Consider the following 25,145-nt stretch of genomic DNA (forward strand, 5'->3'; position numbering starts at 1 on the left):
CTCATATCCAATCCTCTCTCTAGTTCGGTGCTAGGTGCAGGTGGGGGTATTCTTTTTGACGTCAGCCAGTGGACGGCTCCTTCCTTTCGACTGACAGGTAGACGGGCAGTGCCACGAGCAGCAGCAGGAGGCACCAGAGGCCCGCCTGAGGTCCGCTGCCGTAGACCGTCCAAAGCGAAAAGATGAAGGCGACCAGGGCATAAGGCTTGTAGGGGCCAAGGCGGAAGCCGCCCCATTCCCCGTCGCGCGGACGTGTGAGTGCCAGGAACAGCGCGCCCTCGACGAGGCTGCAGAAGACGTAAGGCACCATGGCTGCGGTGGTCGAAAGGTCGACGGCGAACCTATAGACGACCATCAGTCCCGACACGCCCGAGGTCTGCAGAACGAGAAGGGCCGAAGCAAGTAGCATCGACAGGACGATATCCCACTGCGGCACGCCACGGCTGGAAAGGCGCCCGAAAACTGGAGGGAACAGCCCATCGCGGGCCGCTGCCATCGGCACCTGAGCCATCAGCAGCGTCCAGCCGTTGAGCGCGCCGATCGACGAAAGAACGACGGCGGCCGCAACCAGCGTGCTCCCCCACCAGCCCCACATCATGAAGGCCGCATCGGAGAAGGGAGCGGCGGAACGCGCAAGCGTTTCGCGCGGGACCGTGCCCATGACCACGAGCGTGCCTAGGATGAAGATGAGGCCGCAGCAGAGCGTGCCGAGCACGGTCGCCCGCGGGATCGTGCGTTTCGGATCGTCGACATCGCCGGCCGGAACGGTGGCAGACTCGATGCCGAGAAAGGCGAACATCGTCAACGGTGCGGTCGCGGAGATCAGACCGAGCATGGACAGCCCGCTCGGGTTGATGGGTGTCAGGTTCTGCGGCTCGATCCAGAAGAGGCCGAGAAGCGCAATCGCGATGAAGGGAAGGAGTTTCAATCCGACGGTCACGATCTGGAAACGCCCGGCGCTCCTGACGCCGAACATGTTGATGGCGGCAACCAGCCACATGGCGGCGAGCGAAACCGCCGTGAAGCCGCCCGGCATATGCTGAAGGTTCGGGAAGAACACGCCGAGATAACCGGTGAAGGCCATGGCGATCGCCGGCAGCGACGCCCAGATCGAGATCCAGTAGGCCCAGGCGACCAGAAAGCCGGCAAACGGACCGAAAGCCATGCGACTGTAGGCGTAGGGGCCGCCGGTCGCGGGCCTGACGCCTGCGAGCCGCGCAAACACAAGGCCGAGGCACATGGCGGCAACCGCCATGCAGACCCAGCCGACGAGGGCTGCGGCGCCGTAGGGCGCGAGTGCGGCGGGAGAGAGATAGAAGCCGGAGCCGATGATGTTGCCGACGACGAGCGCGGAGCAAGCCCAGATGCCGAGGCTCGGCCGTGTCGCCATTTCGGGCGTCGTCTGCTGAGACCTGCCTGAGGTTGCATCAAGCGGCTTCGTCATGGATGGGAGGCTCCCTTGCCAAAGACGAGGCGAACTTATGAACTGTTTCTTATGGTTGCAACTGCTTTATTTTACTCGACTATCAGTCGCCGCGCTGACCCATGGGTCCATGCGGAAAAGTCTCATTCGGCTCATAGCTCCACGACCGACCGCGAAGGGCGGCGTTGCAGGCTTCTCATGAAACTATTCCATTTTTGCGATGCCGTTTTGCCGCCGATACAGGTAGGGTCGCCTGCGACGAAATGACTGCTTCGCGACCGCGGTGATGGGTGAGGAAAACGGCGAAAAATGACAAATATCAAGCGTTTACGGCTTCGCGACATCGGTTTCCACCCGGGTGCTTACGAACCCGGACCGCTCAATGCGATCACTGATGTGATGGGTGTCGCGGTCGGCCATGCCACCGTTGTCGAGGCCGACTGCATCCGCACCGGCGCCACCGCCATCCTGCCTCATGACGGCAACCTGTTTCAGGACAAGGTGCCGGCCGGCTTCGCCGTGCTCAACGGCTTCGGCAAGTTTGCGGGCTCCACCCAGGTAGAGGAGCTCGGCGAGCTGGAAACGCCCGTCGTTCTCACCAACACGCTGGCGACGGGACGCGCCATCGAGGCCGTCAATCGCTGGACGCTGGCGCAGCCGGGCAACGAGAAGGTCGTGTCGCTGAACGCGGTCGTCGGCGAGACCAACGACTCCCGCCTCAACGACATCCGCGCCGGTCGCCCGACGATCGACGAGATCGGCGCTGCCCTTGCCGCCGCGAAGACCGGTGCCGTCGAGGAGGGGGCTGTCGGTGCCGGAACCGGCACGGTGGCCTTCGGGCTGAAGGGCGGCATCGGTACGAGCTCGCGACTTGTGAAGGCGGCAGGCGAGGTCTTTACGCTCGGCGTGCTCGTCCAATCCAATTATGGCGGCCGGCTCACCGTCTGCGGTCGTGCCTACGAGGCGCCGGCGGCACACGACCGCGACGGTTCGATCGTCATCGTGATCGCGACCGATGCGCCGCTCTCTTCCCGCAACCTCAAGCGTCTGGCCGAACGCGCCTTCGGCGGCCTGGCCCGCACCGGCGCCGCGCTCAGCAATGGTTCCGGCGATTATGCGCTCGCCTTCTCGACGGCTGCCGCCGTTCGTCGCACCAAGGCGCGCCGGGCCGCGATTGCCGACTATCCCGATCTTCCAAACGACCTAATATCGCCGCTCTTCGAAGCGGCCATCGAGGCGACGGAGGAGGCCATCCTCAATTCGCTGACCATGGCCCGCACGACGCATGGTTTCAATGCCGCGAACGGCAAGCCGAGCACGGTCGAGGCGATCTCGCTCGAACGGCTTCGCGCGCTCAGCGAACACTGATTTGTGCCCCTGGATCGCGTTCGGTGTTGCGGTCCATGCGCTTCTGCCAAACCAATTTTTACGGAGCCTACATGTCCCAGCCGTCCATCCGCACCGTCTATCTCAACGGCGAGTTTTTGCCCGAGAACGAGGCGCGCCTCTCGATCTTCGATCGCGGCTTCCTCTTCGGTGATGGCATCTACGAGGTCACCGCCGTGCTTGAGGGCAGGCTGATCGACAGCGCATCGCATATGGCGCGCCTGGAGCGCTGCGCGCGTGAAATCGATGTGCCTTTGCCGGTATCGACCGACGAGATCGTCGCGATCGAAAAGCGGCTGATCGAAGAGAACGGCCTTGTCGAAGGCATGGTCTATCTGCAGCTCACCCGAGGCGCCGAGGACCGGAACTTTCTGTTCTCCGAGGATATCAAGCCGACGCTGGTGCTCTTCACCCAGGCAAAGACGCTGGTGACTGCCCCCATCAAGGGGCTGTCGGTCAAGACCGTGCCCGACCAGCGCTGGGCGCGCCGCGACATCAAGAGTGTGTGCCTGCTGCCGCAGGTGATCGCCAAGCGCATCGCCAAGGCTGAAGGCTGCGATGAGGCGTGGATGATCGAGGACGGGTTCGTGACGGAAGGTGCTTCCTCCACCGCCTACATCGTCACCGCGGACAACCGCATCGTCACGCGCGGCAACAGCCACAAGACGCTGCCCGGCTGCACCCGGCTCGCCGCTCTCGCGCTCGCCGCCGAACAGGGAATGACGCTGGAAGAACGCCCCTTCACGCTCGAAGAGGCGCTCAACGCCCGCGAAGCGTGCCTCACCAGCGCTTCGAACTTCGTTGCGCCGATCACCCGCATCGACGGCAATGCCGTCGGTAGCGGTGAGCCTGGCCCGGTGGTCAAGCGCCTGCGCGAGCTCTATCTGGAGCGCGCACGACAGACGGCGATCTAGCTCGCCCGTGTGGGTCAGGGCTGTCGCTTAGGCGACAGCTTCCAGGCTCTGCCAGACGCGGCCGACGATCGGGCGGCGGTTTTCCTTGGCGCGATAGAGCCGGATCTCGACACTGACGTCCCAGCGCGGGTCGGCGGCCCTGACCAGCGAGCCGTTCGCCAGCTCATCCGTCATCAGGCTTTCGGGCACCCAGGCGATGCCCCATCCGGATTCGGCCATGGCTTTCAGCCCCACCGACATGCTGCCTTCGTGCACCCTTTGCGCCGGCGGTAGCTCGCGCCCGATCAGATCATCCAGAAGCTGGCCGAAGAACGACGATTTTTCGTAGCTCAGATGCGGGAACGGTTTCGTGCCGCCTTCCAGCCGGTGCAGGGGCTCCCCCGCTTCATTCGCCGCCGAAACGGGGATGATGCGTTCGTGGCCGAGCACGCGATGTTCGAAGGCCTGCGGGTCGAGCAGGTGCGGGACCTGGGTATGGGCGTAGGTCAGCAGGAAGTCGCATTCGCCGTCGACAAGCGAATTGAGGTTTTCCTCCATGCTGCCGGAATCGGGGCGAAGTCGGGAGAAGAGCGGCCCGCTCCGGGCGTTGACCCGTGTCATCCATGCGGGAAAGAAGGTGAAGGAGAGCGTGTGCAGCGCTGTCAGCTTGATGGTGCGGGCGTCGGAGCCTTCCTCCTGCTGCAGATTGCGCCTTGCCTGGTAGAGCTGTTTCAGAGTCTCCTGCGCCACCGGCACGAATTTCGACCCCGCCTCCGTCAGGCGCGAAGGATAGGTCGCGCGGTCGACGAGCGTGGCGCCGAGCCAGGCCTCCAACTGCCGGATGCGGCGGCTGAACGCGGACTGGGTGACATGGCGCTCGTCCGCCGCCTTTGAGAAGTTCAGCGTGCTGGCGAGCGCCAGAAAGTCCTCAAGCCATTTGATTTCCACGGGCATGCACTCCTGAAGTCCGGTCCGTCATTCGCCGGCGACCGGACTTCTTTTGTGGCAGCGCCCGCGCGTCATCAAGAAAAATCAGGCGCGGCGGCGATATTCGATCATCCGGGCTCGGCTTGTCACCAGTTCGAGGTGATCTGGCCCGAGGAGATGCAGGCAGATGCGCTTGACCCAGGGCCCATCGCTCAGCGTGAACAGGAAGCGACCATTGCCAAGGGGAGTGAGCTTCATGGTCTGACGCACGGGGCCGACGCCCATCAGGACCGCGCCGTTCTCGACCGTGAATTCCGCCCCTTCGTCGGAGCGCCAGACCCCGGAGAGCGACGCCGGCAGCGGCTCATGCGTCGCCGCTGGAAGGAAGCGTCGCGCGGCATGGCCGACCTCGCCGACAAGGGCGGAGCCGTCGCGGCGCAGCCGGAGAGGGGATGAGGCCGAGCGCGACGAGGCCCAGCCGTCGCCGTCCTCATAGAGCGTCTCATCCGCATCGAGATAGGTGCAGGTGCTGCCCTTGACCTCGACCCACCACGGACCGGCCTCCGTCACGTAGAGACCGTCGCCGAGATCGGCTGCCGGGGTCGGCAGAGGAATGCCGGTGAGCGCTGCCATGCTTTCGAGCGCGATCTTGTAACCGTTGGTGTCCTCGCGGTTGGAGACCACGACGAAGCCGGCGCGCGTTTCGGGATCGAGGAGGAAATAGGTCTTGTAGCCGGGATGTGAACCGCCATGGCCAACGAATTCGCGGCCGCCGAGCGACGAGTTGCGCAGGCCGAGCCCGTATCCTGTTGGTCGCCCGTCGGCGAGATATCGGGGCGCCTGCAACTTCTGCAGAAGACCGGCGAAGCGGCCTTCGCCACCGAGCAGCGCCTGCAGCCAGGTGGCAAGCGCCCCGGCGCTGCCGGTGAGGCTGCCCGATGCGGAAATGTGCAGGCCAGCGGCAGAAAGCTGCCAGGTTTCGCCCGAGTGCCAGTAGCCGGGAACGAGGTCGCTCACCGGATCGTTCCAGACATCCGGCGCCTTCAGCGCGATGCCAAGCGGGGCCGCGATTTCCCGTTGGACGAAATCGTCGAAGCGGAAGCCCTTGCGCTCCAAAGCCGCTTCGATGAGGCGATAGCCGGTGTTGGAGTATGAGACCTCGGTGCCGGCGTCAAAGTTCAGCCGCTCCAGGCGCGAGAGGTACTCCAGCAGCGGTCCGGCCGTGGTCTCCGTGTAGACGGAAAGGCCGAGCAACGACAGGCATTCGCGGGTATCCGGCAGGCCGCCACTCATGTCGAGCGCCTGCCCGACCGTCACGTCCGCAAGTGGCGACCGCAGTTCCGGAAGATGCTGGCCGAGCGGATCGTCGAGACCGATAAGGTCGGCATGGGCGAGCACCATCGCTGAGAAGACGTGCTTGGTGAGGGACGCATAGCGCACGACGCTGTCGAGCGTGAACGGCGCGGATGTCGCGAGGCTCTCGACGCCGGCCGCATGCGAGAAGCGCGGTCCGGATGCATCGAAGCCGATGACCGCGCCGCCCGGTTCGTCTGCCACCCATTGTGCGGTCAGGCGTCTCGCAGCCGCTTCGGCGGCTTGCCAATCCAGCGATGTCGGCTTCGTCATGTCCATTCTCCAGTTCTGGTCGCAGTGGTTTCCCACGCGTATCTCCGACTAAGCACGACAGAACCTCGTGCCGCCAATTCCGATTCCGGCAGGGCCTATGCACGGTTTGCATTTGCCCGGCCCGCCTGCATTGCGTTAGGCCGGCGGGGAAAAAGGGTGCGGTTCCCGCACCCAATGTCTATGGTCCGTCGGCGACTATCCATGAGTCGCACTTGAGGACAACAGGTTGAGAAGGCGATCCAGAATTGGCGACGCAAGCGAAAATCCCGGTCTTTGACGGACATAACGACGTGCTGTCGCGGCTCTGGCGTTCGCCGGGCGGCGCTGCCGAGCGCCGCTTCCTCGATGGCGTCGATACCGGGCATATCGATCTCGACAAGGCCGCGGCGGGTGGCCTTGCCGGCGGCCTCTGCGCCGTCTACGTCGCCTCGCCGGGCCTTGCCAAGGATGGCAGCGGCGAGTTTGCAACGCCCGATCAACAAAGCGCACTCGAAGCCACGCTCGGCATGACGAGCCTGCTGATGCGGATCGAACGCCAGTCGGAGGGCCGGCTGAAGATTTGCCGCAGTGCTGCCGATATCCGCGCCGCCATGGACAAGGGTGCCTTTGCCTCGGTGCTGCACATCGAGGGTATCGAGGCGGTCGGCGCCGATCTCGACGTGCTCTATGTGCTTCACGCCGCGGGTCTGCGCACGCTCGGCCCCGTCTGGAGCCGGCCGAACCTCTTTGCCTATGGCGTTCCCTTCCGCTTTCCCTCTTCACCCGATATCGGTCCAGGCCTCAGCGAGGCCGGCAAGGATCTCGTGCGCGCCTGCAACGAGCTGAAGATCATGCTTGATCTCTCGCACATGAACGAGCAGGGCTTCTGGGACATCGCCGCGCTGTCGCAGGCGCCGCTCGTCGCCTCCCATTCCAACGTGCACGCGCTCTGCCCGCATAGCCGCAACCTGACGGACCGTCAGCTCGACGCGATCAGGGACACCGGCGGTTTGGCCGGCATCAACTTCGGCGTCCTTTTCCTGCGCGCGGACGGGACCAGGAACACGGATACGCCGCTCTCGCTCCTTGTCGACCACATCGACTATATCGTCGAGCGTATCGGTATCGATCATGTGGCGCTCGGCTCTGACTTCGACGGTACGGCCATCCCTGCTGCGATGCGCAGCGCGGCCGATCTGCCGCTGCTCGTCGACCTGCTGCGCACCCGCGGCTATGACGATGCGGCCCTCGCAAAGATCTGCCACGGCAACTGGATCCGCGTGCTGGAGACAACCTGGGGCGGGTGAGCGCCGCGCTCAGCCGCGAAGGACGTTAGGTCCTTGAAGCGATCGGCAAGCCTTCGAGCAGCACGCTGATCGCGCAATCGACGACGGCCGATCGCCGATCCCGGGCAAAAAGCCCATACTGGACGGCAAACGGCTTCGGTACGGCTGGCGAGGCGGGCAGTGCCCGCATCGTGCCCGCGCGTATCGCTTCCGGCGGAAGCAAACCAATGCCGAGCCCGTTCTCGATCGCGGCCTGCAGCGCCGTGATGCTCTGGCTGGTAAAAGTGATCCGGTGTTCCCGGCCCTGGTCGGCCAAGGTCTCGATCATGCGGCGGCGCCAGAGGCAGGGTGCGGCGAAGGCAACAAGGTCGATCGGTCGGGTCTCGTCGAAGGCGTAGTCCGTCGCGCAGACCCATTGCAGCTCCACATTCCAGGTGGTGAGGGCGTCGGCGGCGACCACGGAGGTCGGCACGACCATGATATCGAGGTCGCCTTCGGGCCAGGTCTTTCCAAGCGCCACGCATTGCTCGACCACCACGTCGAGCCGGATCTCCTGGTAGCCGCGCCGCAGTCGACCGAGCGCTTCGGGCAGCGCCGTCGTTGCCACTTCCTCGGCCAGGCCGACCCGCACGCCACCGCTCAGGTCGGCCTGCCGCAGCCGCGCCGCCGCTTCGTCGCCGAGCGCCAGCATGCGCGTGGCGTATCCGAGGAACAATTCGCCTTCGGGTGTCGGCACGACGCCGCGACCGGTGCGGGTGAAGAGCTGTCGGCCGAGCAGATCTTCGAGCCGGCGCATCTGCATGCTCAGCGCCGATTGCGTGCGGCCGGTCTGGGTGGCGACGCGGTTCAGGCTACCCTGTCGGCAGACCGCGACGAAGCTGCGAAGGAGGTCGATGCCAATCTGGTCAGATATCATGAAGTTTGAACTCTGTTGTCATTGATATCAGTCTACACGGGTAACTCACGCATGGCTATCTGTCAGATGTGATCAGCGACGAAGGCGAGGCAGCATCAGGCAGATCGGCATCGGCCGCCGCCTGGAGGCTGCCAGGACCAGCCAACTCAACCAGAGGACCAGATCCATGAAAGCTATCCGCGTGCATCAGCACGGCGGGCCCGATGTGCTCGCCTACGAAAATTTCGAACTCGGCGAACCCGGCCCGGGGGAAGTGCGCGTGCGCAACCGGGCGATCGGCGTCAACTTCGTCGACATCTATTTGCGCAGCGGCGCCTACCCGCCGCCGCAGCTTCCATTCATCCCAGGTAAGGAGGGAGCCGGAGAGGTGGTCTCTGTCGGGCCCGATGTCGAGGGCTTCAAGCCGGGTGACCGCGTTGCCTATGCCGAGGCGCTCGGAGCCTATGCCGAGGAACACAATGTGCCGGCCCGTGTCCTCGTGCATCTGCCTGAGGATATCGACTTCGAGACGGGTGCGGCGATGATGCTGAAAGGGCTGACGGCGCAATATCTGTTGCGTCGCACCTTCCGGGTCGAGGCCGGCCACACCCTCCTCGTTCATGCGGCCGCGGGCGGTGTCGGCCTGATCCTGACGCAATGGGCGAAACATCTTGGGGCAAAGGTCATTGGCACCGTCGGTTCGCCGGAGAAGGCCGAACTGGCGCGGGCCAATGGTGCGGACTACGTGATCGACTACGGCAAGGAGAACTTTGCAACGCGCGTGCTCGAAATCACCGAAGGCGAGGGGGTCGACGTCGTCTACGACAGCATCGGCAAGGCGACGTTCGAAGGTTCGCTCGACAGCCTGCGCCCCTTCGGTCATTTCGTCAGTTTCGGCGCCGCTTCCGGCTCGATCCCTCCCTTCGACATCACGACGCTGGCGCAGAAGGGATCGCTTTATGCCACCTGGCCGCTGTTACCTGCGCATCTATCGCGACGCGAGGACGTGCTGGCGATGAGCAAGGATCTCTTCGACGTTGTCGCGCGCGGCGCGGTCAATATCCGCGTGCACGCGCGTCTGCCATTGGCCGAGGCAGCCGAGGCGCATCGCCGGCTCGAAGGACGCCAGACGACAGGCGCCTTGGTGCTCCTGCCGTAAGGCCAGCGATGGGGCGATATGTTCTAAGAACTCGTGACGGCGCTGGCTGTGGCGCCCGTCACTTGCCTTCGGCGATCCCCTCGAGCCGGTTCTCGGCCCGGGTCACGGCGAGGCTGTCGGTGGGGCTTCCTGAGGGCGCTCCGTCGCCGAAGACGTCCATGGTGCAGGTGTGCAGGATCGTGGTCGGCTCACTGGTGTGGTTCCACATCGTATGGGTGCGCAGCGACGGGAAATGAGCGGAATCGCCCGCTTCGAGAACCATCGCTTCGCCGTCCACCTCCAGCGTCAACGCTCCCTTCAGGATGAAGAAGATTTCCTCTCCCTCATGCGACATTGGCTCGCTGCGATGGCCGGGCGGCTCGTGGATAATAGTGCTTCTGAGCACGTTGCCGGGAAAGGAGGCGGAGAGCCGCTCATAGGAGACGGCCTTGCCGCTTTCTCCGCCGAGCCCATAGACCGGACGGTGTTCGCGCCGGGTAAATGGCGTCGCCACCTTCGGCGGATTGAGGAAGCTGCCGGCCTCGACTTTCAAGGTCCGGCAGACGGCGATCAGCGAGGTCAGCGACGGGACGGTGATGCCGCGCTCGATCTGCGAGATGAAGCCGACGGAAAAACCGGCCTCGTCGGCGACCTCTTGAAGCGTCATCTTCAGGGCCTTTCGCCGTTGGCGCAGGCGATCGCCGAGCGGCGGCGTTTCTGCCTCGCCGGTCGAAGCGCCGCTGGCATGGTCCGTCGTCACTGTCTGTCCCCTTCTCGTCTCTCCTCAAGCTAGGGCGCGGCCCGATTTCCTGTCAATCGTTTTTAGATATCCTAAAAATATCGGTTGCGACCGAAAGGTCGGCTCGGGGTGAATAGCGCGAGATCGGTCAGTTGCTGCGCGGCTGTTCGACGGTCGCCGCCACGATGCGGCGCACGAGCGGAAGAACCACGAGCAGGCTCGGAAAGGCGACCAGCCAGGAGAAAGCCCAGGCCTTGATCCATAGTGCGAGAATATCGGGATGGATGCCGTTGCCGATGGCCGTCGAGACGAAGGAGACGATGCCCGACATCAGGACGGAAAGAACAAGCGGCATGACGATGGCCTGGTATCGATGCGGAAGCTTTTTTGACATGAGGTGAACTCCGGGGGTAAGGGAATAGGTGTGGCCGCCGACCGTTAGGCCTGCGCCAGCTCGCGAATGAAACTCTCGAGATTGCGCGGTTCGCGCTGAAGAGCGGCGCGCAGCGTCAGGCTGTTTCCGCCAAGTCCGACTTCGGCATAGTGGGCGTGAACCTTGGACAGCAGCTCCAGCTGGTGGTCGGTGTATTTCGCGGCGATCGGTTTTGCCCATTCGTGAAAGCCGATGGTTGCCGCAACGATCGGCCGACCGAGCGCGGCGCTCATCATTCGGGCGATTTCCTCGCGGTTGTGCCGGCCCTCGGCGCTAAGTTCCAGCGTCGCATAGGCGAGCCGGTCCTCCGTGAGGGCAATGGCCGCGACTTCAGCGACATCACGGTAGTCGACACGGGCGATGCGCGTTGCTGTCGGAAACGGCTCGGCGAAGCTGCCGGTGGCAAGCACGCTCGCCCAGGCCGACCGCAGGTTCTGCATGAAGTTTGCCGGATGCAAAATGGTGTATTCGAGCGGCGAGGAATAGAGCGCGTCCTCCACCGGGATCTTGGCTGCATGGTTCTTCAGCCGCACATGGGTTGGCTGGATGACCGAGGAGAAAACGAACTTCCGGACGCTGGCGCGAACGGCGGCTTCGACCATCGATACGCCCATCGCCGCCTCGTCCGGCGCAAAGGCCGGGCCGATGTGGAAGACGCCGTCAGCGCCCTCAAGTGCCCGGTCAAGGCTGGTGCGCTCGCGCAGATCGCCGATCGCGATCTCCGATGCACCGAGCGATTTCGCAATCGTGCCCTGCGCTTCGTCGCGGATGAGGGCACGGACCCTGGCGCCGCGCCGCGCCAGTTCGGGAAGGACAAGGCCGGCGAAGCGGCCGGTGGCACCGACGACAAGGATCGTGTTGGAGCGCTGGTTCATGGGGTCTGCCTTTCGAGCCGTCGTGATGTGACGATCTCAAGCTAGTGCTGCACAACAATGCGGACAATCGACGCAAAATGTGATTTATTCTCCAGCAAAACGGGATTATCGAATGAGCCGCATCGAAGATCTGGAGGCCTTTCTGGCCATCGTCGAGCAGGGGAGCCTGACGGCCGCGGCGAAACGCCTGGGCAGACCGCTCCAGACCATCAGCCGGTCGCTCGCCATGCTCGAAGCCGATGTCGGTGTCGAGCTGGTGCATCGCACGACCCGCCGCTCAATGCCGAGCGAGGCGGGCGAGAGCTTTTATCTGCGCATCAAGCCTGCGGTGGAGGAGATACACGACGCGCGCGAGGAGGCCGCACAGCGGCGCTCCGAGCCGTCAGGCGTGCTGCGCCTTGGGGCGCCCAATCTGTTTGCGCCGCGGTTCCTGATACCTGTGATCGCCGAGTACATGGCGAAATATCCGGAAGTCGAGGTCGATCTCGACCTCTCCGATGCCTTCGTCGATCTGGCAGCGAGCGGACTCGATCTGGTCTTGCGGATCGGCGATCTGCAGGATTCTGGCCTGACCGGCAAGCGCCTGGGCGCGCTTCGCCGCGTCGTCTTCGGCTCGCCCGCCTATTTTGCGAGCTTCGGCCGGCCGTCTCATCCGCAGGAACTCGCTGCGCATCGTTGCGTCACGCGCACGGGCGACGAGCGACCCGGCGTCTGGATGTTCAGCATCGACGGGCGGGCTCGCGCCGTCAAGGTGAGCGGCGGGTTTCGCACCAACTCGATGAATGCGATCTATGCGGCGGTGGAGCAGGGCCTCGGCCTTGGCTTTTCGCCGCTCTGGCAGATCAAACATCTGATCGATGCCGACAAGGTCGAAACCGTGCTTGAAGACTTCGAGCCGGCCCCGGTGCCGATCCATGCGCTGTGGTTGGAAGGGCGGACCCCATCTGCAAAGATCCGCCGCTTTCTCGATCTGCTCGGCGCGCGGTTGAAGCTCGACCGCCTCTGAAGGGCTTGGGCTGCGCCGCCCCGTGAAAAGCCGCCTATTTCGCGAATTTCTTGGCGCCGGCAACGCAGAGCACGATCGCGCCGGTCGCGGCCAGCATGCTCCAGCTGACCGGCTCGCCGAGAAGTGTTGCAGCGAGTGCCAGGCCGAAGAAGGGCTGCAGCAACTGCAACTGTCCGACGCCGGCGACGCCGCCGAGCGCAAGGCCGCGATACCAGAAGACAAAGCCGACGAGCATGCTGAAGAGCGAGACATAGGCAAGGCCCGCCCAGGCGCCGTTGGTGACGGCTGCGAAGGAGGCCGGCAGCGTGAAGAGCGTCAGCGCCAGCATGATCGGCAAGGACAGGACCAGCGCCCAGCAGATCACCTGCCAGCCGCCAAGCTTGCGCGAAAGGCTGGCGCCTTCGGCATAGCCGAGGCCGCAGACAATGATGGCGCCGAGCATCAGGAGGTCGCCGACGGGCGATGCGGCAAAGCCCTGCACCAGCGCGAAACCGACGACCGCGGCGCTGCCGAGCGAGGAAAAGAACCAGAAGGCTGGGCGCGGCCGCTCGCCGGCACGAAGCACGCCGAAGATCGCGGTTGCCAATGGCAGAAGTCCGACGAAGACGATCAGATGCGCCGAGGTGACGTGCTGCAAGGCCAGCGCGGTTAGCAGCGGAAAGCCGAGCACGACGCCGAAGGCGACGATTGCCAGCGAAACGAGATCGGCCTTCGCCGGTCGCGGCTGGCGGAAGATGAGAAGCAGCAAGAGGCCGAGCAGGCCGGCGATCGCCGCGCGCGCGACTGTCAGAAACACCGGATCAAAGTCCATCACTGCGACGCGGGTCGCTGGCAATGATCCGCTGAAGATCAGCACCCCGAGAAAACCGCTCATCCAACCGTCTGCCGTCTTGTCCATAGCATTCTCCTTTTTCGTCTGTATCCGTCGAACGGACTGGCTCTGCCAGAGACAATGCGGTACAGTTTTGCAAAACTGTATTGGATGTATGAGCAGTACGGATGACGGTTCAGGAGTTGGAGCTCGGCAGCGAAACGCTGCTCGAAGGCGTGATGGCGACGATCCGGCAGCGGATCGCCGGGCGTGTCCTAACGCCGGGGGCGAAGCTTCCGTCGATCCGCGCCTTCGCCAACACCATGCGCGTTTCGAAATCCACCGTCGTCGAAGCCTATGAACGGCTGGTGGCCGAAGGTGTCATTCGCTCGAAGCCCGGCGCCGGCTTCTTCGTGGCGGCGCCGCTGGCGCCTCTGTCTTTGGCCGAGATCGGTCCGCGGCTCGACCGGGCCGTCGATCCGCTGTGGGTGTCGCGCCAGGCGCTGGAAACGGGCGATAGCGTGCTGAAGCCCGGCTGCGGCTGGCTGCCGCCGAGCTGGATGCCGGAAACTGCAATCCGCCGTGCTCTTAAATCGGCATCCAAGCTGGAGGCGAGCGGGCTGACGGACTACGGAACGCCGCTTGGCCATCGGCCCTTACGCCAGCTTCTGGCGCGGCGTCTCGGCGAGCACGGTGTCGAGGCATCGCCCGACCAGATCATCCTGACGGAATCCGGGACGCAGGCGATCGATCTGCTCTGCCGCTTCCTGATTGAGCCAGGCGATACGGTCGTGGTCGACGACCCCTGCTATTTCAATTTCCATGCTCTGCTGCGCGCCCATCGGGCAGAGGTCGTAAGCGTGCCCTATACGCCTTCGGGGCCCGATCTCGAGAAATTCGCTGAGGTTCTCGCAACCCACCGGCCGCGGCTCTACATCACCAATTCCGGGCTTCACAATCCGACAAGCGCCACGCTCTCGCCGGTCGTTGCCCATCGTCTGCTGAAGCTCGCCGAACAGGCCGGGCTGACGATCGTCGAGGACGATATCTTCGCCGATTTCGAGCATACGCCGGCGCCGCGGCTTGCCGCCTTCGACGGGCTCGAGCGTGTCGTGCAGATCGGCAGCTTCTCCAAGACTCTCTCGGCCTCCATCCGCTGCGGCTTCATCGCCGCGCCGCGGGGGTGGATCGAGGGGCTGGTCGACCTGAAGATCGCCACCACGTTCGGCGGGCCGAGCCTTGCGGCGGAGCTGGTTTTTGCGATGCTCAAGGACGGCAGCTACCGCAAGCACATGGAGGCGCTGCGCGAGCGCCTGGCACGGTCGATGAACGAGACGGCGGCGCGGCTCGGCGAGATCGGCATCACGCCATGGATCGAGCCGCAGGCCGGCATGTTTCTCTGGTGCCGTTTGCCCGATGGCATCGACGCGGCCGAGGTGGCGCAGAAATCGCTGCAGCAGGAAATCGTGCTGGCGCCCGGCAACGTCTTCTCTCACGCCGGAACCGCCAACGGCTTCATGCGCTTCAATGTTTCCCAGTGCGAGGACGCGCGGCTGTTCAAGGTCCTGCCCGCGATCATGCGCCAATGCGTCGTCGGGCGCTGAAGTTGACCTGTCCGGTTCATTGCGCCACTGCACGTTTTGCAGGCAATCGCCGGCATCTACTGACGCTGGATCTTTGATCGCAGACTTGCCGCCCTGCTTTGCCGCGGAGTCGGGCAGGTTTTGCCTATTTTTTGTGCGAATCGCTGCTTCCTTGCGCTGTGCCATCGGTTCGGCCGCGCTCGCACCTGCCTCTAGTGACCCTTTTTTCTGGATTCTCGACGCTCAATCCGAGTTGGCACGATTAATGCTTCTCAACGCTCATCGGTCGTCGGGCAGCCAGTCTGGATTGCCCAACCGCTTCGGAACCAAGCCATTCCTGGCGTCATGTGAGAGAACGAAATGACAAAGTTTAAGCTCGAATACATCTGGCTCGACGGTTACAAGCCCACCCCGAACCTGCGCGGCAAGACCCTGATCAAGGAATTCGATGCTTTCCCGACGCTGGAACAGCTGCCCTTCTGGGGCTTCGACGGTTCGTCGACGATGCAGGCCGAAGGCAGCAGCTCGGACTGCGTGCTGAAGCCGGTCGCCGTCTATCCGGATCCGGAGCGCAAGAACGGCGTTCTCGTCCTTTGCGAAGTCATGATGCCGGATGCCAAGACGCCGCATCCGTCCAACACCCGCGCTACGGTTCTGGATGACGACGGCGCCTGGTTCGGTTTCGAGCAGGAATACTTCTTCTATCAGAACGGCCGCCCGCTCGGCTTCCCGGATGCCGGTTACCCCGCGCCGCAAGGCCCCTACTACTGCGGCGTCGGCTTCAGCAACGTTGGCGACGTGGCCCGCAAGATCGTCGAAGAGCATCTCGACATCTGCCTGGCTGCCGGTATCAACCATGAAGGCATCAATGCGGAAGTCGCCAAGGGCCAGTGGGAATTCCAGGTGTTCGGCAAGGGCTCGCGCAAGGCTGCCGACGAAATCTGGCTTGCCCGCTACCTGCTGCAGCGCCTGACCGAAAAGTACGGCATCGACGTCGAATACCACTGCAAGCCGCTCGGCGACACCGACTGGAACGGCTCGGGCATGCATGCCAACTTCTCGACCGCCTACATGCGCGAAGTCGGTGGCAAGGAATACTTCGAAGAGCTGATGGCTGCTTTCGCCGAAGCTCGTGCCGATCACATCGCCGTCTACGGCCCAGACAATCACATGCGCCTGACCGGCAAGCACGAAACCGCTTCGATCCACCAGTTCAGCTACGGTGTTGCTGACCGTGGTGCGTCGATCCGCGTTCCGCACAGCTTCGTCAACAACGACTACAAGGGCTATCTCGAAGATCGCCGCCCGAACTCCAAGGGCGACCCCTACCAGATCGCTTCGCAGATCCTGAAGACGATCTCCACCGTTCCGACCGACGTCGAAAAGCGCGAAGCCGCCTGATTTTATGGCCCGGCGCACGAGGGCGCCGGGCCAAAAATCGACGGGGTTGCGCTTTTCGCGACCAAACAAAAACGCCCCGCGGTAAGCGGGCGTTTTTGCTTTAGCTAGTCGGTGGGCGGCTCAGGCCGCGCGCACGAAATGATCGGGCTCGACTTCGCGGATTGTCTCTTGGGTCGCCGCCGAACGCCGGCGCGTTTCATCGGCTTCAGCGGAACTGACCTGCGCGTTCGGATCGTCGAAGCGGATGTCCGGATCCGGCACCGCCGAGAGCAGCAGCTTGGTATAGGGATGGGCCGGGTTGTCGATGACCTTGCCGGTGTTGCCCCATTCGACGATCTGGCCTGCATACATCACCGCGATATCCTCGGCGACGTAGCGGGCCGTCGCGATGTCGTGGGTGATGTAGAGCAGGCCGAGATTCATCTCGCGCTTCATTTCGCTCAAGAGATTGAGCACGCCGAGCCGCACGGAAACGTCGAGCATCGAGGTCGGCTCATCGGCGACGATGACTTCGGGCTTGGCCGCGAGCGCCCGCGCGATGTTGACGCGCTGGCGCTGGCCACCGGAAAGTTCGTGAGGGTATTTCGGCGCGACGATCTCAGGATCGAGCTTCACCTGCCGAAGCAGGGCCTTGATCTCTTCGTCGACCGCCGCACCCCTGATGTCAGCACGGTGCAGCATCAGCGGCCGCTTCAGGTGGTAGGCGATGGTGTGGGCCGGATTGAGCGAAGCGAAGGGATCCTGGAAGATCATCTGCACCGAGCGGCGATAGTCGGCGATTTCCTTGGATCCGGCCGCGTCGACGGGCTTGCCCTTATAGAGCAGCCGTCCTTCGCTCGGCTCGTATTCGCGCATGGCGATGCGGGCGCAGGTGGTCTTGCCGCTGCCGGATTCGCCAACGACGGCAAGCGCCCGGCCCGCATGCAATGAGAACGAGATAGCCCTCGCCGCGCGCACGGCGGCGGGGCCATTGCCGAAGGTCTTGCTGACCTTGTCCAGGGTAAGAATGGGTGCGGACATGCCGGTCATCGAAGAACGCCTCCGTGCAGCGAGGGGAAGGAGGCCCAGAGCTTCTTGGTATAGTCGTGCTCCGGTGTCCGGTAGATGGCGTCGGCGGTGCCCTGTTCGACCAGCTTGCCGCCGAGCATGATGCCGATGCGGTCGCAGAACTGCACCATCAGCCCGAGGTCGTGGGTAATGAAGAGCACGGCAAAACCGAGCTTGCGCCGGAGTTCGTTGATCCGCTGCAGGATTTCGCGCTGCACCACCACGTCGAGCGCCGTCGTCGGCTCGTCCATGACGATCAGCCGCGGATCGAGCGCAAGGCAGATGGCGATGACGATGCGCTGGCGCATGCCGCCGGAAAACTGGTGCGGATAATCGCGCATCCGGTCCGGCGAGATATCGACGAGCTTGAGCATCTCGGCGGTGCGATCACGCGCCTGTGCGCGGGTGATGCGCTTGTGCGTCTTCAAGACGTCGTAGAACTGCTGTTCGATGCGCAACACCGGGTTCAGTGAGTTCATTGCGCTCTGGAACACCATCGCCACTTCGCGCCAGCGGAAGTCGGCGAGATCCTTCTGGTCGAGGTCGAGCACGTCGCGGCCGTCGAGCAGGATGGCGCTTTCCTTGCGGATCAGCGCCGGCGGCTTGTGCAGCCGGCTGATGGCAAAGGCGATCGTGCTCTTGCCGCAGCCGGATTCGCCGGCAAGGCCGAAGACCTCACCGGGGGCAACGTCGAAGCTGACATTGTCGACGGCGCGGAAATCGTTGGTCTCGCCAATGTAATCGATGGTCAGGTTCTTGACCGAAAGCAAAGGTGCGGTCACAGGCGGCCCTCCCCGGAGCGGATGAGCGCGGACCAGCGGCCGAGCCGGTTGCCGGTGCGAAGCCGCGGATTGGCGATTTCGTCGACGGCGAAGTTGAGCAGCGACAGGCCGATGCCGAGGAAGGCGAGCGCGAAGCAGGGCGTCAGGATGTCCCACCAGGCGCCGACCGAAAGGGCGGAGGCCTTCTGCGCCGCATAGAGCATCGTGCCCCAGGAAACGACTTTGGGATCGCCGAGGCCCAGGAACTCGAGCGTCGCCTGGGTGATGATCGCGAAGATCACACTGCCGATGAAGTTGATGCCGACGATCGAGATGAGGTTGGGGAAGATTTCGAAGGTCATGATGCGCCAGCGTGGCTCGCCCATCATCTCGGCGGACTTCACATAGTCCTTCTGTTTGACCGACAGCGTCTCTGCGCGGGTGACGCGGGCACCCCAGGCCCAGGACGTGCAGCCGAGAATGAGCGCGATGACCCACGGGCTTGCCTGGCCGATGAAGGCGGCAAGCACGAGCAGCAGCGGCAGGTTCGGCACGACCAGCACCATGTTGGTGAAGAAGCTGATGACCTCGTCGATCTTGCCGCCGCGATAGCCGGCGATGATGCCGAGTGCTGTGCCAACAATGGTGATCAGAAGCCCGGCGCCGAAGCCGACGGCGAGCGACGTGCGTGCGCCGTAGATGAGGCGGGCGAAGACGTCCTGGCCGATACGGGTGGTACCGAGCCAGTGCTCGAGCGACGGTGACTGATGCGGCCGTCCGACGCGCGCGCCCGGGTCATAGGAGGTCAGCAAGGGGGCTGCGATCGCGACAGCCAGGATGAAGGCGACGATCAGCGCGCCGACCATGGCCTTGCGGTTGTGGATGAGCGGAAAGGAGGAGGTTTTCATATCACGCCCTCTTCAGTCGCGGGTCGAGCAGCACGTAGCTGACGTCGACGACGAAATTGGCAATGAGCATGGTGGCGGTCATGATCAAGAGCTGTCCCTGGATGACGGGGTAATCGCGGGCGAGGATCGCCTGGTAGAGAATGTTGCCGAGGCCCGGATAGTTGAACACCACCTCGGTCACCAGCGAGCCGCCGAGCACCGTGCCGATGGCGATGGCAAGGCTCGAGACGGTCGGCAGCAGGGCGTTGCGCGCCGCATACCAGATCATCACGCGGGTGTCGGAAAGCCCCTTGGCGCGGGCCATGACGATGTAGTCTTCGCCGAGCAGGTTGATCATGTTGTTGCGCATGGTCACGGCGAAGCCGCCGGTCAGAACGGCGCAGAGCGTCAGCATCGGCAGGATGCCGTGGTAGAGGATGCTGCCGAAATATTCGAACGTGAAGGCGGGATCGAGCGCCGGATCGGCGGCATAGCCGGTCGGGAACCAGCCAAGCGTGAAGCCGAAGGTGAAGACGACGATCAGCGAGGTGACGACGGCGGGAACCGAGGTCGCGAAGATCGCGCCGACGGAAACGATGACGTCAAACAGGCTGCCACGGCGCCAGGCCGCGAGAATGCCGAGGAAGGTGCCGAGCGCGAAACTGACGATGGTGGCGGTTCCCATCAGGCCGACGGTCCAGACGAGTGCGTTGCCGAGCACGGTGGTCACCGGCAGCGGGAAATACTTGATGGAACGGCCGAGGTCGCCGCTGAAGATGCTGCCGAGATAGGTGAGGTACTGCTGCCAAAGGGGGCCATCGACGAAGCCGAAGGTGAGTTTCAGGGCCTGCAGGCTTTCGGGCGGCAGTTCAGCGCCGGCGCTCGAAAACATGATCTGCACCGGGTCACCGGGCATCAGCCGCGGCAGGAAAAAGTTGATCGTCGCCGCCGCGACGAAGGCCGCCAGATAGAAGCAGAGGCGGCGTAGCAGAAAAGCCATAGGGAACTCCATCGACTGCGGCTGCCGCAAGCGCGCGTCAGGCGGCAGGGCTGTCTTCTTGTCGAACCGCCCGTGGAGACTGACCCCAAGGACGATTGCGTGGCGGGCGAAAGGCGCCCGCCACCGTTGCCGATCGAGATGCGGCGCCCTCCCGGGTCGTCGTCCGAAAGGGCGCCGCGCCTTCGATCAGGGATTACTTCACCGGTTCAAGCGCCAGCAGGTGCAGAAGACGCGCCGGGTTGTTGCGGGTGATCGACGGGTTGACGAAGGGGTTTTCCGCCGTCGCCCAGCCCTTGAAGCGCTTGGTGTTGTACTGGTACCAGTTCGGGTTGTTGAACACCGGGATCATCGGCATGTTTTCGGCGACGATGCGCTGTGCCTTGTTCATCGCTTCCTTCTGCTTGGCCGGGTCCGCGGTCTGGGTGAACTCGGTCAGAAGCGCTTCGACATCCGGATTGAACCAGCGTTGCGAGGTAAAGCGGGTCTTGCCCTTGTCCGACGCGCTGAAGGCGCGCTTGTAGGGGTAGTAGGGCGAGGCCGATGCCGGCAGGCTGTTGATCGCCGCATCGAAGGTGCCGTTGATGAGGTTGCCGGTCCAGACCGCTTCCTCGGGCGTCTCGATCTTGGCGTCGAGGCCGACGGCCTGCAGGCCCTCGACGGCGATCGTCACCGTGTCGATCCAGTCGGTCCAGGAGCTCGGAACGATGATCGAGAACGAGATCTTGCTGCCATCCGGGTTGTCGCGGAAGCCGTCGCCATCCTTGTCGGCGTAGCCGGCCTCGTCGAGCAGCGCCTTGGCGGCATCCGCATCGTACTTGCCGTACTTGCCGAAATCGGCGGCGACCGACGGATCGACCCAGCTCTTGTAGAGCTCGCCCATTCCTGCCGGGTCTTCGTTGAGCGTCGGGTAGCCGTAGCCGGCGACGTCGACCATGGTGCCGCGGTCGAGCGCCATCGAGGCGGCACGGCGGAACTTCACGTCGTTGAAGGCCTTGCGGTTGTTTTCGTTCGCCGTTTCCTGGTTGAACAGGAAGGCGACCATGCTGCTTGGCGAATACCAGAAGTGGAAGTGTTCCGGATCCTTGGCGACATAGACGTTCTCGATATCCGGGATGAAGGAGACGCCCCAGTCGAGCGTGCCCGACGCGGTCGCCGTCAGGATCTGGTTATTGTCGGCAAGCTGCGGGAAGCGCACGCAGTCGACCTTGAGCGTTGCTGCGTCCCAGTAGTGCGGGTTGCGGCACTGGTCGTAGGTCTGGCCGGTGAAGCGCGGGATTTCGGTCAGCGGACCGCTGCCGACGGGCGTTTCGTTGGCGAAGGTGACCGGCTCGGCAATGTCCTTCCAGACGTGCTCGGGCACGATCGGCAGCTGCGCCAGCTGTTCGGCTGCAAGCGAGCTCGGATTGGCGAGCGTGAAGCGCACGGTCTCACCGTCCACGGCATCGACACCGGTGATGAAGGTCCAGATGCTGACGAAGTCGAGCGCCGGGAACTTCTTCAGGTAGTCGTAGGTGAACTTGACGTCGGTCGCCGTCAGCGGCTTGCCGTCGGACCACTTGAGGTTCGGACGAAGCTTGAACTCGATCGACTTCAGGTCGTCCGAGAGCTTGAAGCTTTCGGCCAGCCGGAAGACCGGCTTGTTGCCGTCGAAACGGTTGAAGACGACCAGCGGCTCGTAGATGAAGTCGAGCGTGCTCTGGCGCGCCGAGGTCTGGTTGAACGGGTTGAAGTTGCGAACCCAGGTGGTCGCCGGCTCGATATTGGCCGTCAGCACCGTTTGTGCCGCCGCCGGGCCGGCGATGAGGGCGAGCGCGGTGGCTGCGCCGAGAAGCGATTTTTTCACGGTAGTTCCCCTTTTAGATCGCTAGGATTTCTTGTTTCGGTCAGGCAACGAGGGCGCTGTTGAACATGTCCTCGACTTCCGCATGCACGGCGCGCACGTCGACCTTGAGCGTGCCGAGCCGGGCGTTGGCGGCGTCGATGCGTTTCTGCGCGGCGGCGGTCAGCGGGCTTGCCGCCTTGGCTGCCGCTTCGCTTTCGGCGAGATCACCATGGCTGTGGAGCGCGATGTCGAAGCCGGCATCGAGCACCTGGCGAACACGCTCCGGCAGGGTGCCGCGCAGCGATTCCATGAAGATGCAGTCGGAGATGAGGACGCCGTCATAGCCCATGTTGTTGCGGATGACGTCGTGCATGATCGGCGAGATGGACGCCGGCAGTTCCTTGTCGAAGGCCGAGTAAACGACGTGGGCGACCATGGCCCAGGGCGTGTCACGCAGGGCGACGAAGGGCTTGAAATCGGTGGACGTCAGCAATTCACGCGAGGCGTCGACGACCGGGCGCTCCTTGTGCGAATCGAGCGTCGCGCGGCCATGGCCGGGAATGTGCTTCATGATCGGCATGTTGCCGGTCTCGAGCAGGCCGTCGACCACTTCGCGGCCGAGTGCGGCGATGAAGTCCGGGTCGGCGCCGAAGGCGCGGGCGCCAATGACGGAGCTCGTCGTCGAGAAGACGAGGTCGAGCACCGGCGAGCAGCCGCTCGTCAGGCCAAGATCGGTCATCATCGTGCCCATGGCCTGGCTTGACAGGCGCAGGGCCTTCTTGCCGAGGGCATAGTCACGGCGGGCGAGTTCGGCGAATTCGCCGAAGGAGCGGAACAGCGGCCAGGGGCCGGCGTCGAGATGCTGAACGCGTCCGCCTTCCTGGTCGGTGAAGACGGGAGCGTCTTCGCGGCCGACGGCTTCGCGGAAGCGTTCGATCAGAGCCTTTGCCTGCTGCGGATCACGCAGGTTACGGCGGCCAACGAAGAGACCGAGCGGGTTGGTTTCGCGAAACAGGGCGAACTCGTCGTCCGAAAGCGTAGGGTTCGGAAGACCGACAAAAAGGGCGAGGGGTGTCGAGGACATTCAGAGGCTCCGAGATTGGAATTATTTGGAGGGGCGGCGCAGCATGCCCTGGTAGATCCCCTTGTCGGGGGCGGGGATCGGCACGGCGCCTACGGTCTTTGCGTAGAAATCGACCGGGCCGGCGTCGCCGATGAAGGCATAGGCGTGGCCAAGCGTCTTCATGGTGTCGAGGCAATCGGAAAGCAGGGCGACGCCGATGCCCTTGCCGCGGGCGACGGGATCGACGCCAGTCGGGCCGAAGAAGCCGGGAGCGGTCGTGTCGTAGCAGGCGAAGCCGACGAGCTTGCCGTCGTCAACCGCGATAAGACAGGCGACGGGCCTGCGCGTGAAGGCGACAGTCACCTCGCTCGCCCAGTTCTCGCTGAAATTCTCCCGAACCCAGCCGACGACCAGGCCCATTTCCGGCGGCAAGGCGGGACGGATCGTCACCTTGTCGGTTTTTGTTCTGCGCTTGAGTTCACCGAGGATCGGCGAATACAAGCTCACCAGCATGTCAGGCATATGCTCCTCCACATATTCCTTTATTAAGGAATTGCTGCCTTTGTAATGCAATAGATGGAGCCAACCGGACCGGCTTGTCAATCGCCAATCGTCAGTTTTGGGGGTCTATCTGCGTTCAGCAGGTGCCTATGTGAGCCGATGAAACGTTTCCACGGCCGTTCGCGATGCATAAATTCACGCGATCGTGCATTGCGTGGATGCGGAACAACGGTCGAGCAAGAGAGCGAGCCGCTGCGCGGCCGCGGAAATTGCACATTTGTACAACTTTGTTCTTGAGTTGTTCGAAGTATATTTTGATTTACAAAAACACTAAGTATGGATGTATACGCTTATAGCGTGTGCCCCCGGAGAATATTTCGACCTTTCGCGCGCAATCAAGTATTTCTTGAGAGGAAAAGTATCGTTTCCCGTTTGCACCGGCCTGGTTCGTTGGCCGTGCCGACCGGCTACTCCGCTGGACGCGTCAGGATGAAAAGCGCGGGAAGCGCCATTGCGGCTGCGACGATAGCGGCGAGCGAGAGGCTCGGATTGCCGAAGAAAAGGAAGAGGCCGAAGCTGGCGGCCATCAGGCTGACCGCACCGGTCTTGGCCCGCCGGGATATCGCCCCCTTTTCGCGCCACAGCCGAAGCGAGGTCCCGAAGACCCGGTGGTTGAGCAGCCATTGCTCCAGCCGGGGCGAGGCCCGGGCAAAGAGCCCGGCTGCCAGCAACAGGAACGGCGTCGTCGGCAGGATCGGAAGAAAGGCGCCGATGACGCCGAGACCGACCATCAGCCATGCGAGGCAAAGATAGAGAAGGCGAAGCGCGGGGTTCACCGGCGGGCTCCAGGCTGTGTCATGCTTCGGATGCCTCGATCACGACCGTTGCGGTCTCGAGCGGAGGCCAGCGGCGAAGTGCTTCGGCGCCCTGTTCCGACAGCGCGTAGATGCCGCGGTCGACCCGCTCGAACCAGCCATAGACGTTGCTGAGCAGGATTTTGGCGGCATCGGGTGCTACCGGGCGCAGATCGCGCGGGCGCTGCTGGCCGACTTGCAGGGCGGCAGCGCAGGCGAGCGCCTGCTGCCGATACGCGGTCATGATCGGTGTGCGCGTGGCGCCACCCGCGGTCGGATCGCCCTTGCGGCGGCGATGCTCGCTGATCAGGCGCGCTCTTTTCCTGCTGTTCTTGCGCGGCATCACCGCGGAAGCCGCGAGAATAACATCGACCATGCCATTGTCGGCGACCGCCAGCATCCCGAAGCCGAGCCGGCGGCAGAGATCGCGGAAACGCCGGTCACTCTCCCGCCCCTTGCCCTTGGCCGAAACACGGGCGGCGACCCACACCTCGTCGCCGGCGGTGGCGCGATCGACCGCCTGCAGGATCAGTTCGAGGTTGAAGCTCAGCTTCAGTTCGCACACGACCACCAGCGGCGGTTCGTCGTCGCTGAGCGCGACGATATCGCAGCCGCCGATCTCGCCCTTGACGCTGTAGCCGCGGGTTTCGAGGAAGCTCTTGATCGGTTGGTAGAGGGTCGTCTCCAAACCCAAAAATCCTGTTCTGCTGAAACCGGAAGGCGCCACGAAGGCAGCCTCGAATTGGCGGCGAAGCGTTGCCGCTCAAATGAACATCTAGCAGATACCGCCGATCGCCGCCGTTGTCATC

24 protein-coding genes are annotated in these 25,145 nt (G+C 63.8%); 7 read left to right on the forward strand and 17 right to left on the reverse strand.

What is annotated here, in order from left to right; all coding sequences use genetic code 11:
• Nucleotides 1-61 precede the first annotated feature (61 nt).
• Nucleotides 62-1,444 carry an amino acid permease gene (locus FA04_RS21210; RefSeq protein ID WP_082936542.1) on the reverse strand — a complete coding sequence of 461 codons (1,383 nt, stop codon included), beginning with the start codon at nucleotides 1,442-1,444 and terminating at the stop codon, nucleotides 62-64.
• Between the two features lie 288 nt (nucleotides 1,445-1,732).
• On the opposite strand from FA04_RS21210, the gene FA04_RS21215 reads away from it, so the two are divergent.
• Both FA04_RS21215 and FA04_RS21220 read left to right on the forward strand, forming a co-directional pair.
• On the forward strand, nucleotides 1,733-2,791 hold the full coding sequence (locus tag FA04_RS21215) for a P1 family peptidase (protein ID WP_034790156.1): 1,059 nt from the start codon (nucleotides 1,733-1,735) through the stop codon (nucleotides 2,789-2,791).
• Nucleotides 2,792-2,862: 71 nt separating this feature from the next.
• A complete protein-coding gene (locus FA04_RS21220) occupies nucleotides 2,863-3,723 on the forward strand; it encodes a D-amino-acid transaminase (protein WP_034790154.1) in 861 nt (286 codons plus the stop codon).
• A 27-nt stretch (nucleotides 3,724-3,750) separates the two neighbouring features.
• Here the strand turns inward: FA04_RS21220 and FA04_RS21225 are convergent, their stop codons facing one another.
• Together FA04_RS21225 and FA04_RS21230 are read right to left on the reverse strand one after the other, a co-directional pair.
• Nucleotides 3,751-4,650, reverse strand: coding sequence for a LysR substrate-binding domain-containing protein (locus FA04_RS21225; protein ID WP_034790308.1), 900 nt, complete (start codon nucleotides 4,648-4,650; stop codon nucleotides 3,751-3,753).
• A gap of 84 nt (nucleotides 4,651-4,734) precedes the next feature.
• Nucleotides 4,735-6,255 carry a serine hydrolase domain-containing protein gene (locus FA04_RS21230; protein ID WP_034790145.1) on the reverse strand — a complete coding sequence of 507 codons (1,521 nt, stop codon included), beginning with the start codon at nucleotides 6,253-6,255 and terminating at the stop codon, nucleotides 4,735-4,737.
• Nucleotides 6,256-6,500: 245 nt separating this feature from the next.
• On the opposite strand from FA04_RS21230, the gene FA04_RS21235 reads away from it, so the two are divergent.
• Entirely contained in the window at nucleotides 6,501-7,541 is a 1,041-nt protein-coding gene (locus tag FA04_RS21235; RefSeq protein ID WP_034790143.1) for a dipeptidase, read from the forward strand.
• 25 nt (nucleotides 7,542-7,566) lie between these two features.
• Here the strand turns inward: FA04_RS21235 and FA04_RS21240 are convergent, their stop codons facing one another.
• Nucleotides 7,567-8,436, reverse strand: a complete 870-nt coding sequence (locus tag FA04_RS21240) for a LysR substrate-binding domain-containing protein (protein WP_034790128.1) — start codon at nucleotides 8,434-8,436, stop codon at nucleotides 7,567-7,569.
• A 166-nt stretch (nucleotides 8,437-8,602) separates the two neighbouring features.
• Between FA04_RS21240 and FA04_RS21245 the strand changes: the two genes are divergently transcribed.
• Nucleotides 8,603-9,574 carry a quinone oxidoreductase family protein gene (locus FA04_RS21245; RefSeq protein ID WP_034790126.1) on the forward strand — a complete coding sequence of 324 codons (972 nt, stop codon included), beginning with the start codon at nucleotides 8,603-8,605 and terminating at the stop codon, nucleotides 9,572-9,574.
• Nucleotides 9,575-9,632: 58 nt separating this feature from the next.
• Here the strand turns inward: FA04_RS21245 and FA04_RS21250 are convergent, their stop codons facing one another.
• From FA04_RS21250 to FA04_RS21260, 3 genes are all read right to left on the reverse strand, one after another.
• Complete coding sequence (locus FA04_RS21250; RefSeq protein ID WP_063891316.1) at nucleotides 9,633-10,313, reverse strand: helix-turn-helix domain-containing protein; 681 nt, start codon at nucleotides 10,311-10,313, stop codon at nucleotides 9,633-9,635.
• Between the two features lie 127 nt (nucleotides 10,314-10,440).
• A complete protein-coding gene (locus FA04_RS21255; protein ID WP_034790124.1) occupies nucleotides 10,441-10,686 on the reverse strand; it encodes a DUF2798 domain-containing protein in 246 nt (81 codons plus the stop codon).
• A 44-nt stretch (nucleotides 10,687-10,730) separates the two neighbouring features.
• Complete coding sequence (locus FA04_RS21260; RefSeq protein ID WP_034790122.1) at nucleotides 10,731-11,600, reverse strand: NmrA family NAD(P)-binding protein; 870 nt, start codon at nucleotides 11,598-11,600, stop codon at nucleotides 10,731-10,733.
• A gap of 112 nt (nucleotides 11,601-11,712) precedes the next feature.
• On the opposite strand from FA04_RS21260, the gene FA04_RS21265 reads away from it, so the two are divergent.
• A complete protein-coding gene (locus tag FA04_RS21265; protein ID WP_034790120.1) occupies nucleotides 11,713-12,606 on the forward strand; it encodes a LysR family transcriptional regulator in 894 nt (297 codons plus the stop codon).
• A gap of 34 nt (nucleotides 12,607-12,640) precedes the next feature.
• On the opposite strand, the gene FA04_RS21270 is transcribed toward FA04_RS21265, so the two are convergent.
• Nucleotides 12,641-13,504, reverse strand: coding sequence for a DMT family transporter (locus FA04_RS21270; RefSeq protein WP_034790119.1), 864 nt, complete (start codon nucleotides 13,502-13,504; stop codon nucleotides 12,641-12,643).
• A gap of 101 nt (nucleotides 13,505-13,605) precedes the next feature.
• Here FA04_RS21270 and FA04_RS21275 point away from each other — a divergent pair, with 101 nt between their 5' ends.
• Together FA04_RS21275 and FA04_RS21280 are read left to right on the forward strand one after the other, a co-directional pair.
• Entirely contained in the window at nucleotides 13,606-15,021 is a 1,416-nt protein-coding gene (locus FA04_RS21275) for an aminotransferase-like domain-containing protein (RefSeq protein WP_034790116.1), read from the forward strand.
• Between the two features lie 339 nt (nucleotides 15,022-15,360).
• Entirely contained in the window at nucleotides 15,361-16,401 is a 1,041-nt protein-coding gene (locus FA04_RS21280) for a glutamine synthetase beta-grasp domain-containing protein (protein WP_034790086.1), read from the forward strand.
• A 120-nt stretch (nucleotides 16,402-16,521) separates the two neighbouring features.
• Here the strand turns inward: FA04_RS21280 and FA04_RS21285 are convergent, their stop codons facing one another.
• From FA04_RS21285 to FA04_RS21325, 9 genes are all read right to left on the reverse strand, one after another.
• On the reverse strand, nucleotides 16,522-17,421 hold the full coding sequence (locus tag FA04_RS21285; protein ID WP_034790305.1) for an ABC transporter ATP-binding protein: 900 nt from the start codon (nucleotides 17,419-17,421) through the stop codon (nucleotides 16,522-16,524).
• Nucleotides 17,422-17,426: 5 nt separating this feature from the next.
• Nucleotides 17,427-18,230 (reverse strand): ABC transporter ATP-binding protein, encoded by an 804-nt coding sequence (locus tag FA04_RS21290; RefSeq protein ID WP_034790084.1) that lies wholly within the window; start codon nucleotides 18,228-18,230, stop codon nucleotides 17,427-17,429.
• Complete coding sequence (locus FA04_RS21295; RefSeq protein ID WP_034790082.1) at nucleotides 18,227-19,117, reverse strand: ABC transporter permease; 891 nt, start codon at nucleotides 19,115-19,117, stop codon at nucleotides 18,227-18,229. The genes FA04_RS21290 and FA04_RS21295 overlap by 4 nt, the downstream gene beginning before the upstream one ends.
• A gap of 1 nt (nucleotide 19,118) precedes the next feature.
• The gene (locus FA04_RS21300; protein WP_034790080.1) at nucleotides 19,119-20,096 is read right to left on the reverse strand and encodes an ABC transporter permease; all 978 of its coding nucleotides are present in this window, start codon (nucleotides 20,094-20,096) and stop codon (nucleotides 19,119-19,121) included.
• Nucleotides 20,097-20,289: 193 nt separating this feature from the next.
• Nucleotides 20,290-21,939, reverse strand: coding sequence for an ABC transporter substrate-binding protein (locus tag FA04_RS21305; protein WP_034790077.1), 1,650 nt, complete (start codon nucleotides 21,937-21,939; stop codon nucleotides 20,290-20,292).
• A gap of 40 nt (nucleotides 21,940-21,979) precedes the next feature.
• Nucleotides 21,980-23,002, reverse strand: coding sequence for a glycoside hydrolase family 3 N-terminal domain-containing protein (locus FA04_RS21310; protein WP_034790067.1), 1,023 nt, complete (start codon nucleotides 23,000-23,002; stop codon nucleotides 21,980-21,982).
• Between the two features lie 21 nt (nucleotides 23,003-23,023).
• Nucleotides 23,024-23,503, reverse strand: a complete 480-nt coding sequence (locus FA04_RS21315; RefSeq protein WP_034790046.1) for a GNAT family N-acetyltransferase — start codon at nucleotides 23,501-23,503, stop codon at nucleotides 23,024-23,026.
• Between the two features lie 446 nt (nucleotides 23,504-23,949).
• Nucleotides 23,950-24,318 carry a YbaN family protein gene (locus FA04_RS21320; RefSeq protein ID WP_082566561.1) on the reverse strand — a complete coding sequence of 123 codons (369 nt, stop codon included), beginning with the start codon at nucleotides 24,316-24,318 and terminating at the stop codon, nucleotides 23,950-23,952.
• A gap of 19 nt (nucleotides 24,319-24,337) precedes the next feature.
• Nucleotides 24,338-25,024, reverse strand: a complete 687-nt coding sequence (locus FA04_RS21325) for a DUF2161 domain-containing phosphodiesterase (protein ID WP_034790044.1) — start codon at nucleotides 25,022-25,024, stop codon at nucleotides 24,338-24,340.
• Nucleotides 25,025-25,145: the final 121 nt, after the last annotated feature.

It is taken from the genome of Ensifer adhaerens, assembly GCF_000697965.2.
GTDB classification, from domain to species: domain Bacteria; phylum Pseudomonadota; class Alphaproteobacteria; order Rhizobiales; family Rhizobiaceae; genus Ensifer; species Ensifer adhaerens.

Bases quoted from the DNA above. Each gene is read 5' to 3' on its own strand.
- FA04_RS21260 (WP_034790122.1), bottom strand. From the start codon at position 11,600: ATGAACCAGCGCTCCAACACGATCCTTGTCGTCGGTGCCACCGGCCGC.
- FA04_RS21255 (WP_034790124.1), bottom strand. From the start codon at position 10,686: ATGTCAAAAAAGCTTCCGCATCGATACCAGGCCATCGTCATGCCGCTT.
- FA04_RS21245 (WP_034790126.1), top strand. From the start codon at position 8,603: ATGAAAGCTATCCGCGTGCATCAGCACGGCGGGCCCGATGTGCTCGCC.
- FA04_RS21295 (WP_034790082.1), bottom strand. From the start codon at position 19,117: ATGAAAACCTCCTCCTTTCCGCTCATCCACAACCGCAAGGCCATGGTC.
- FA04_RS21265 (WP_034790120.1), top strand. From the start codon at position 11,713: ATGAGCCGCATCGAAGATCTGGAGGCCTTTCTGGCCATCGTCGAGCAG.
- FA04_RS21210 (WP_082936542.1), bottom strand. From the start codon at position 1,444: ATGACGAAGCCGCTTGATGCAACCTCAGGCAGGTCTCAGCAGACGACG.
- FA04_RS21240 (WP_034790128.1), bottom strand. From the start codon at position 8,436: ATGATATCTGACCAGATTGGCATCGACCTCCTTCGCAGCTTCGTCGCG.
- FA04_RS21275 (WP_034790116.1), top strand. From the start codon at position 13,606: ATGACGGTTCAGGAGTTGGAGCTCGGCAGCGAAACGCTGCTCGAAGGC.
- FA04_RS21285 (WP_034790305.1), bottom strand. From the start codon at position 17,421: ATGTCCGCACCCATTCTTACCCTGGACAAGGTCAGCAAGACCTTCGGC.
- FA04_RS21220 (WP_034790154.1), top strand. From the start codon at position 2,863: ATGTCCCAGCCGTCCATCCGCACCGTCTATCTCAACGGCGAGTTTTTG.
- FA04_RS21300 (WP_034790080.1), bottom strand. From the start codon at position 20,096: ATGGCTTTTCTGCTACGCCGCCTCTGCTTCTATCTGGCGGCCTTCGTC.
- FA04_RS21310 (WP_034790067.1), bottom strand. From the start codon at position 23,002: ATGTCCTCGACACCCCTCGCCCTTTTTGTCGGTCTTCCGAACCCTACG.
- FA04_RS21280 (WP_034790086.1), top strand. From the start codon at position 15,361: ATGACAAAGTTTAAGCTCGAATACATCTGGCTCGACGGTTACAAGCCC.
- FA04_RS21215 (WP_034790156.1), top strand. From the start codon at position 1,733: ATGACAAATATCAAGCGTTTACGGCTTCGCGACATCGGTTTCCACCCG.
- FA04_RS21270 (WP_034790119.1), bottom strand. From the start codon at position 13,504: ATGGACAAGACGGCAGACGGTTGGATGAGCGGTTTTCTCGGGGTGCTG.
- FA04_RS21315 (WP_034790046.1), bottom strand. From the start codon at position 23,503: ATGCCTGACATGCTGGTGAGCTTGTATTCGCCGATCCTCGGTGAACTC.
- FA04_RS21230 (WP_034790145.1), bottom strand. From the start codon at position 6,255: ATGACGAAGCCGACATCGCTGGATTGGCAAGCCGCCGAAGCGGCTGCG.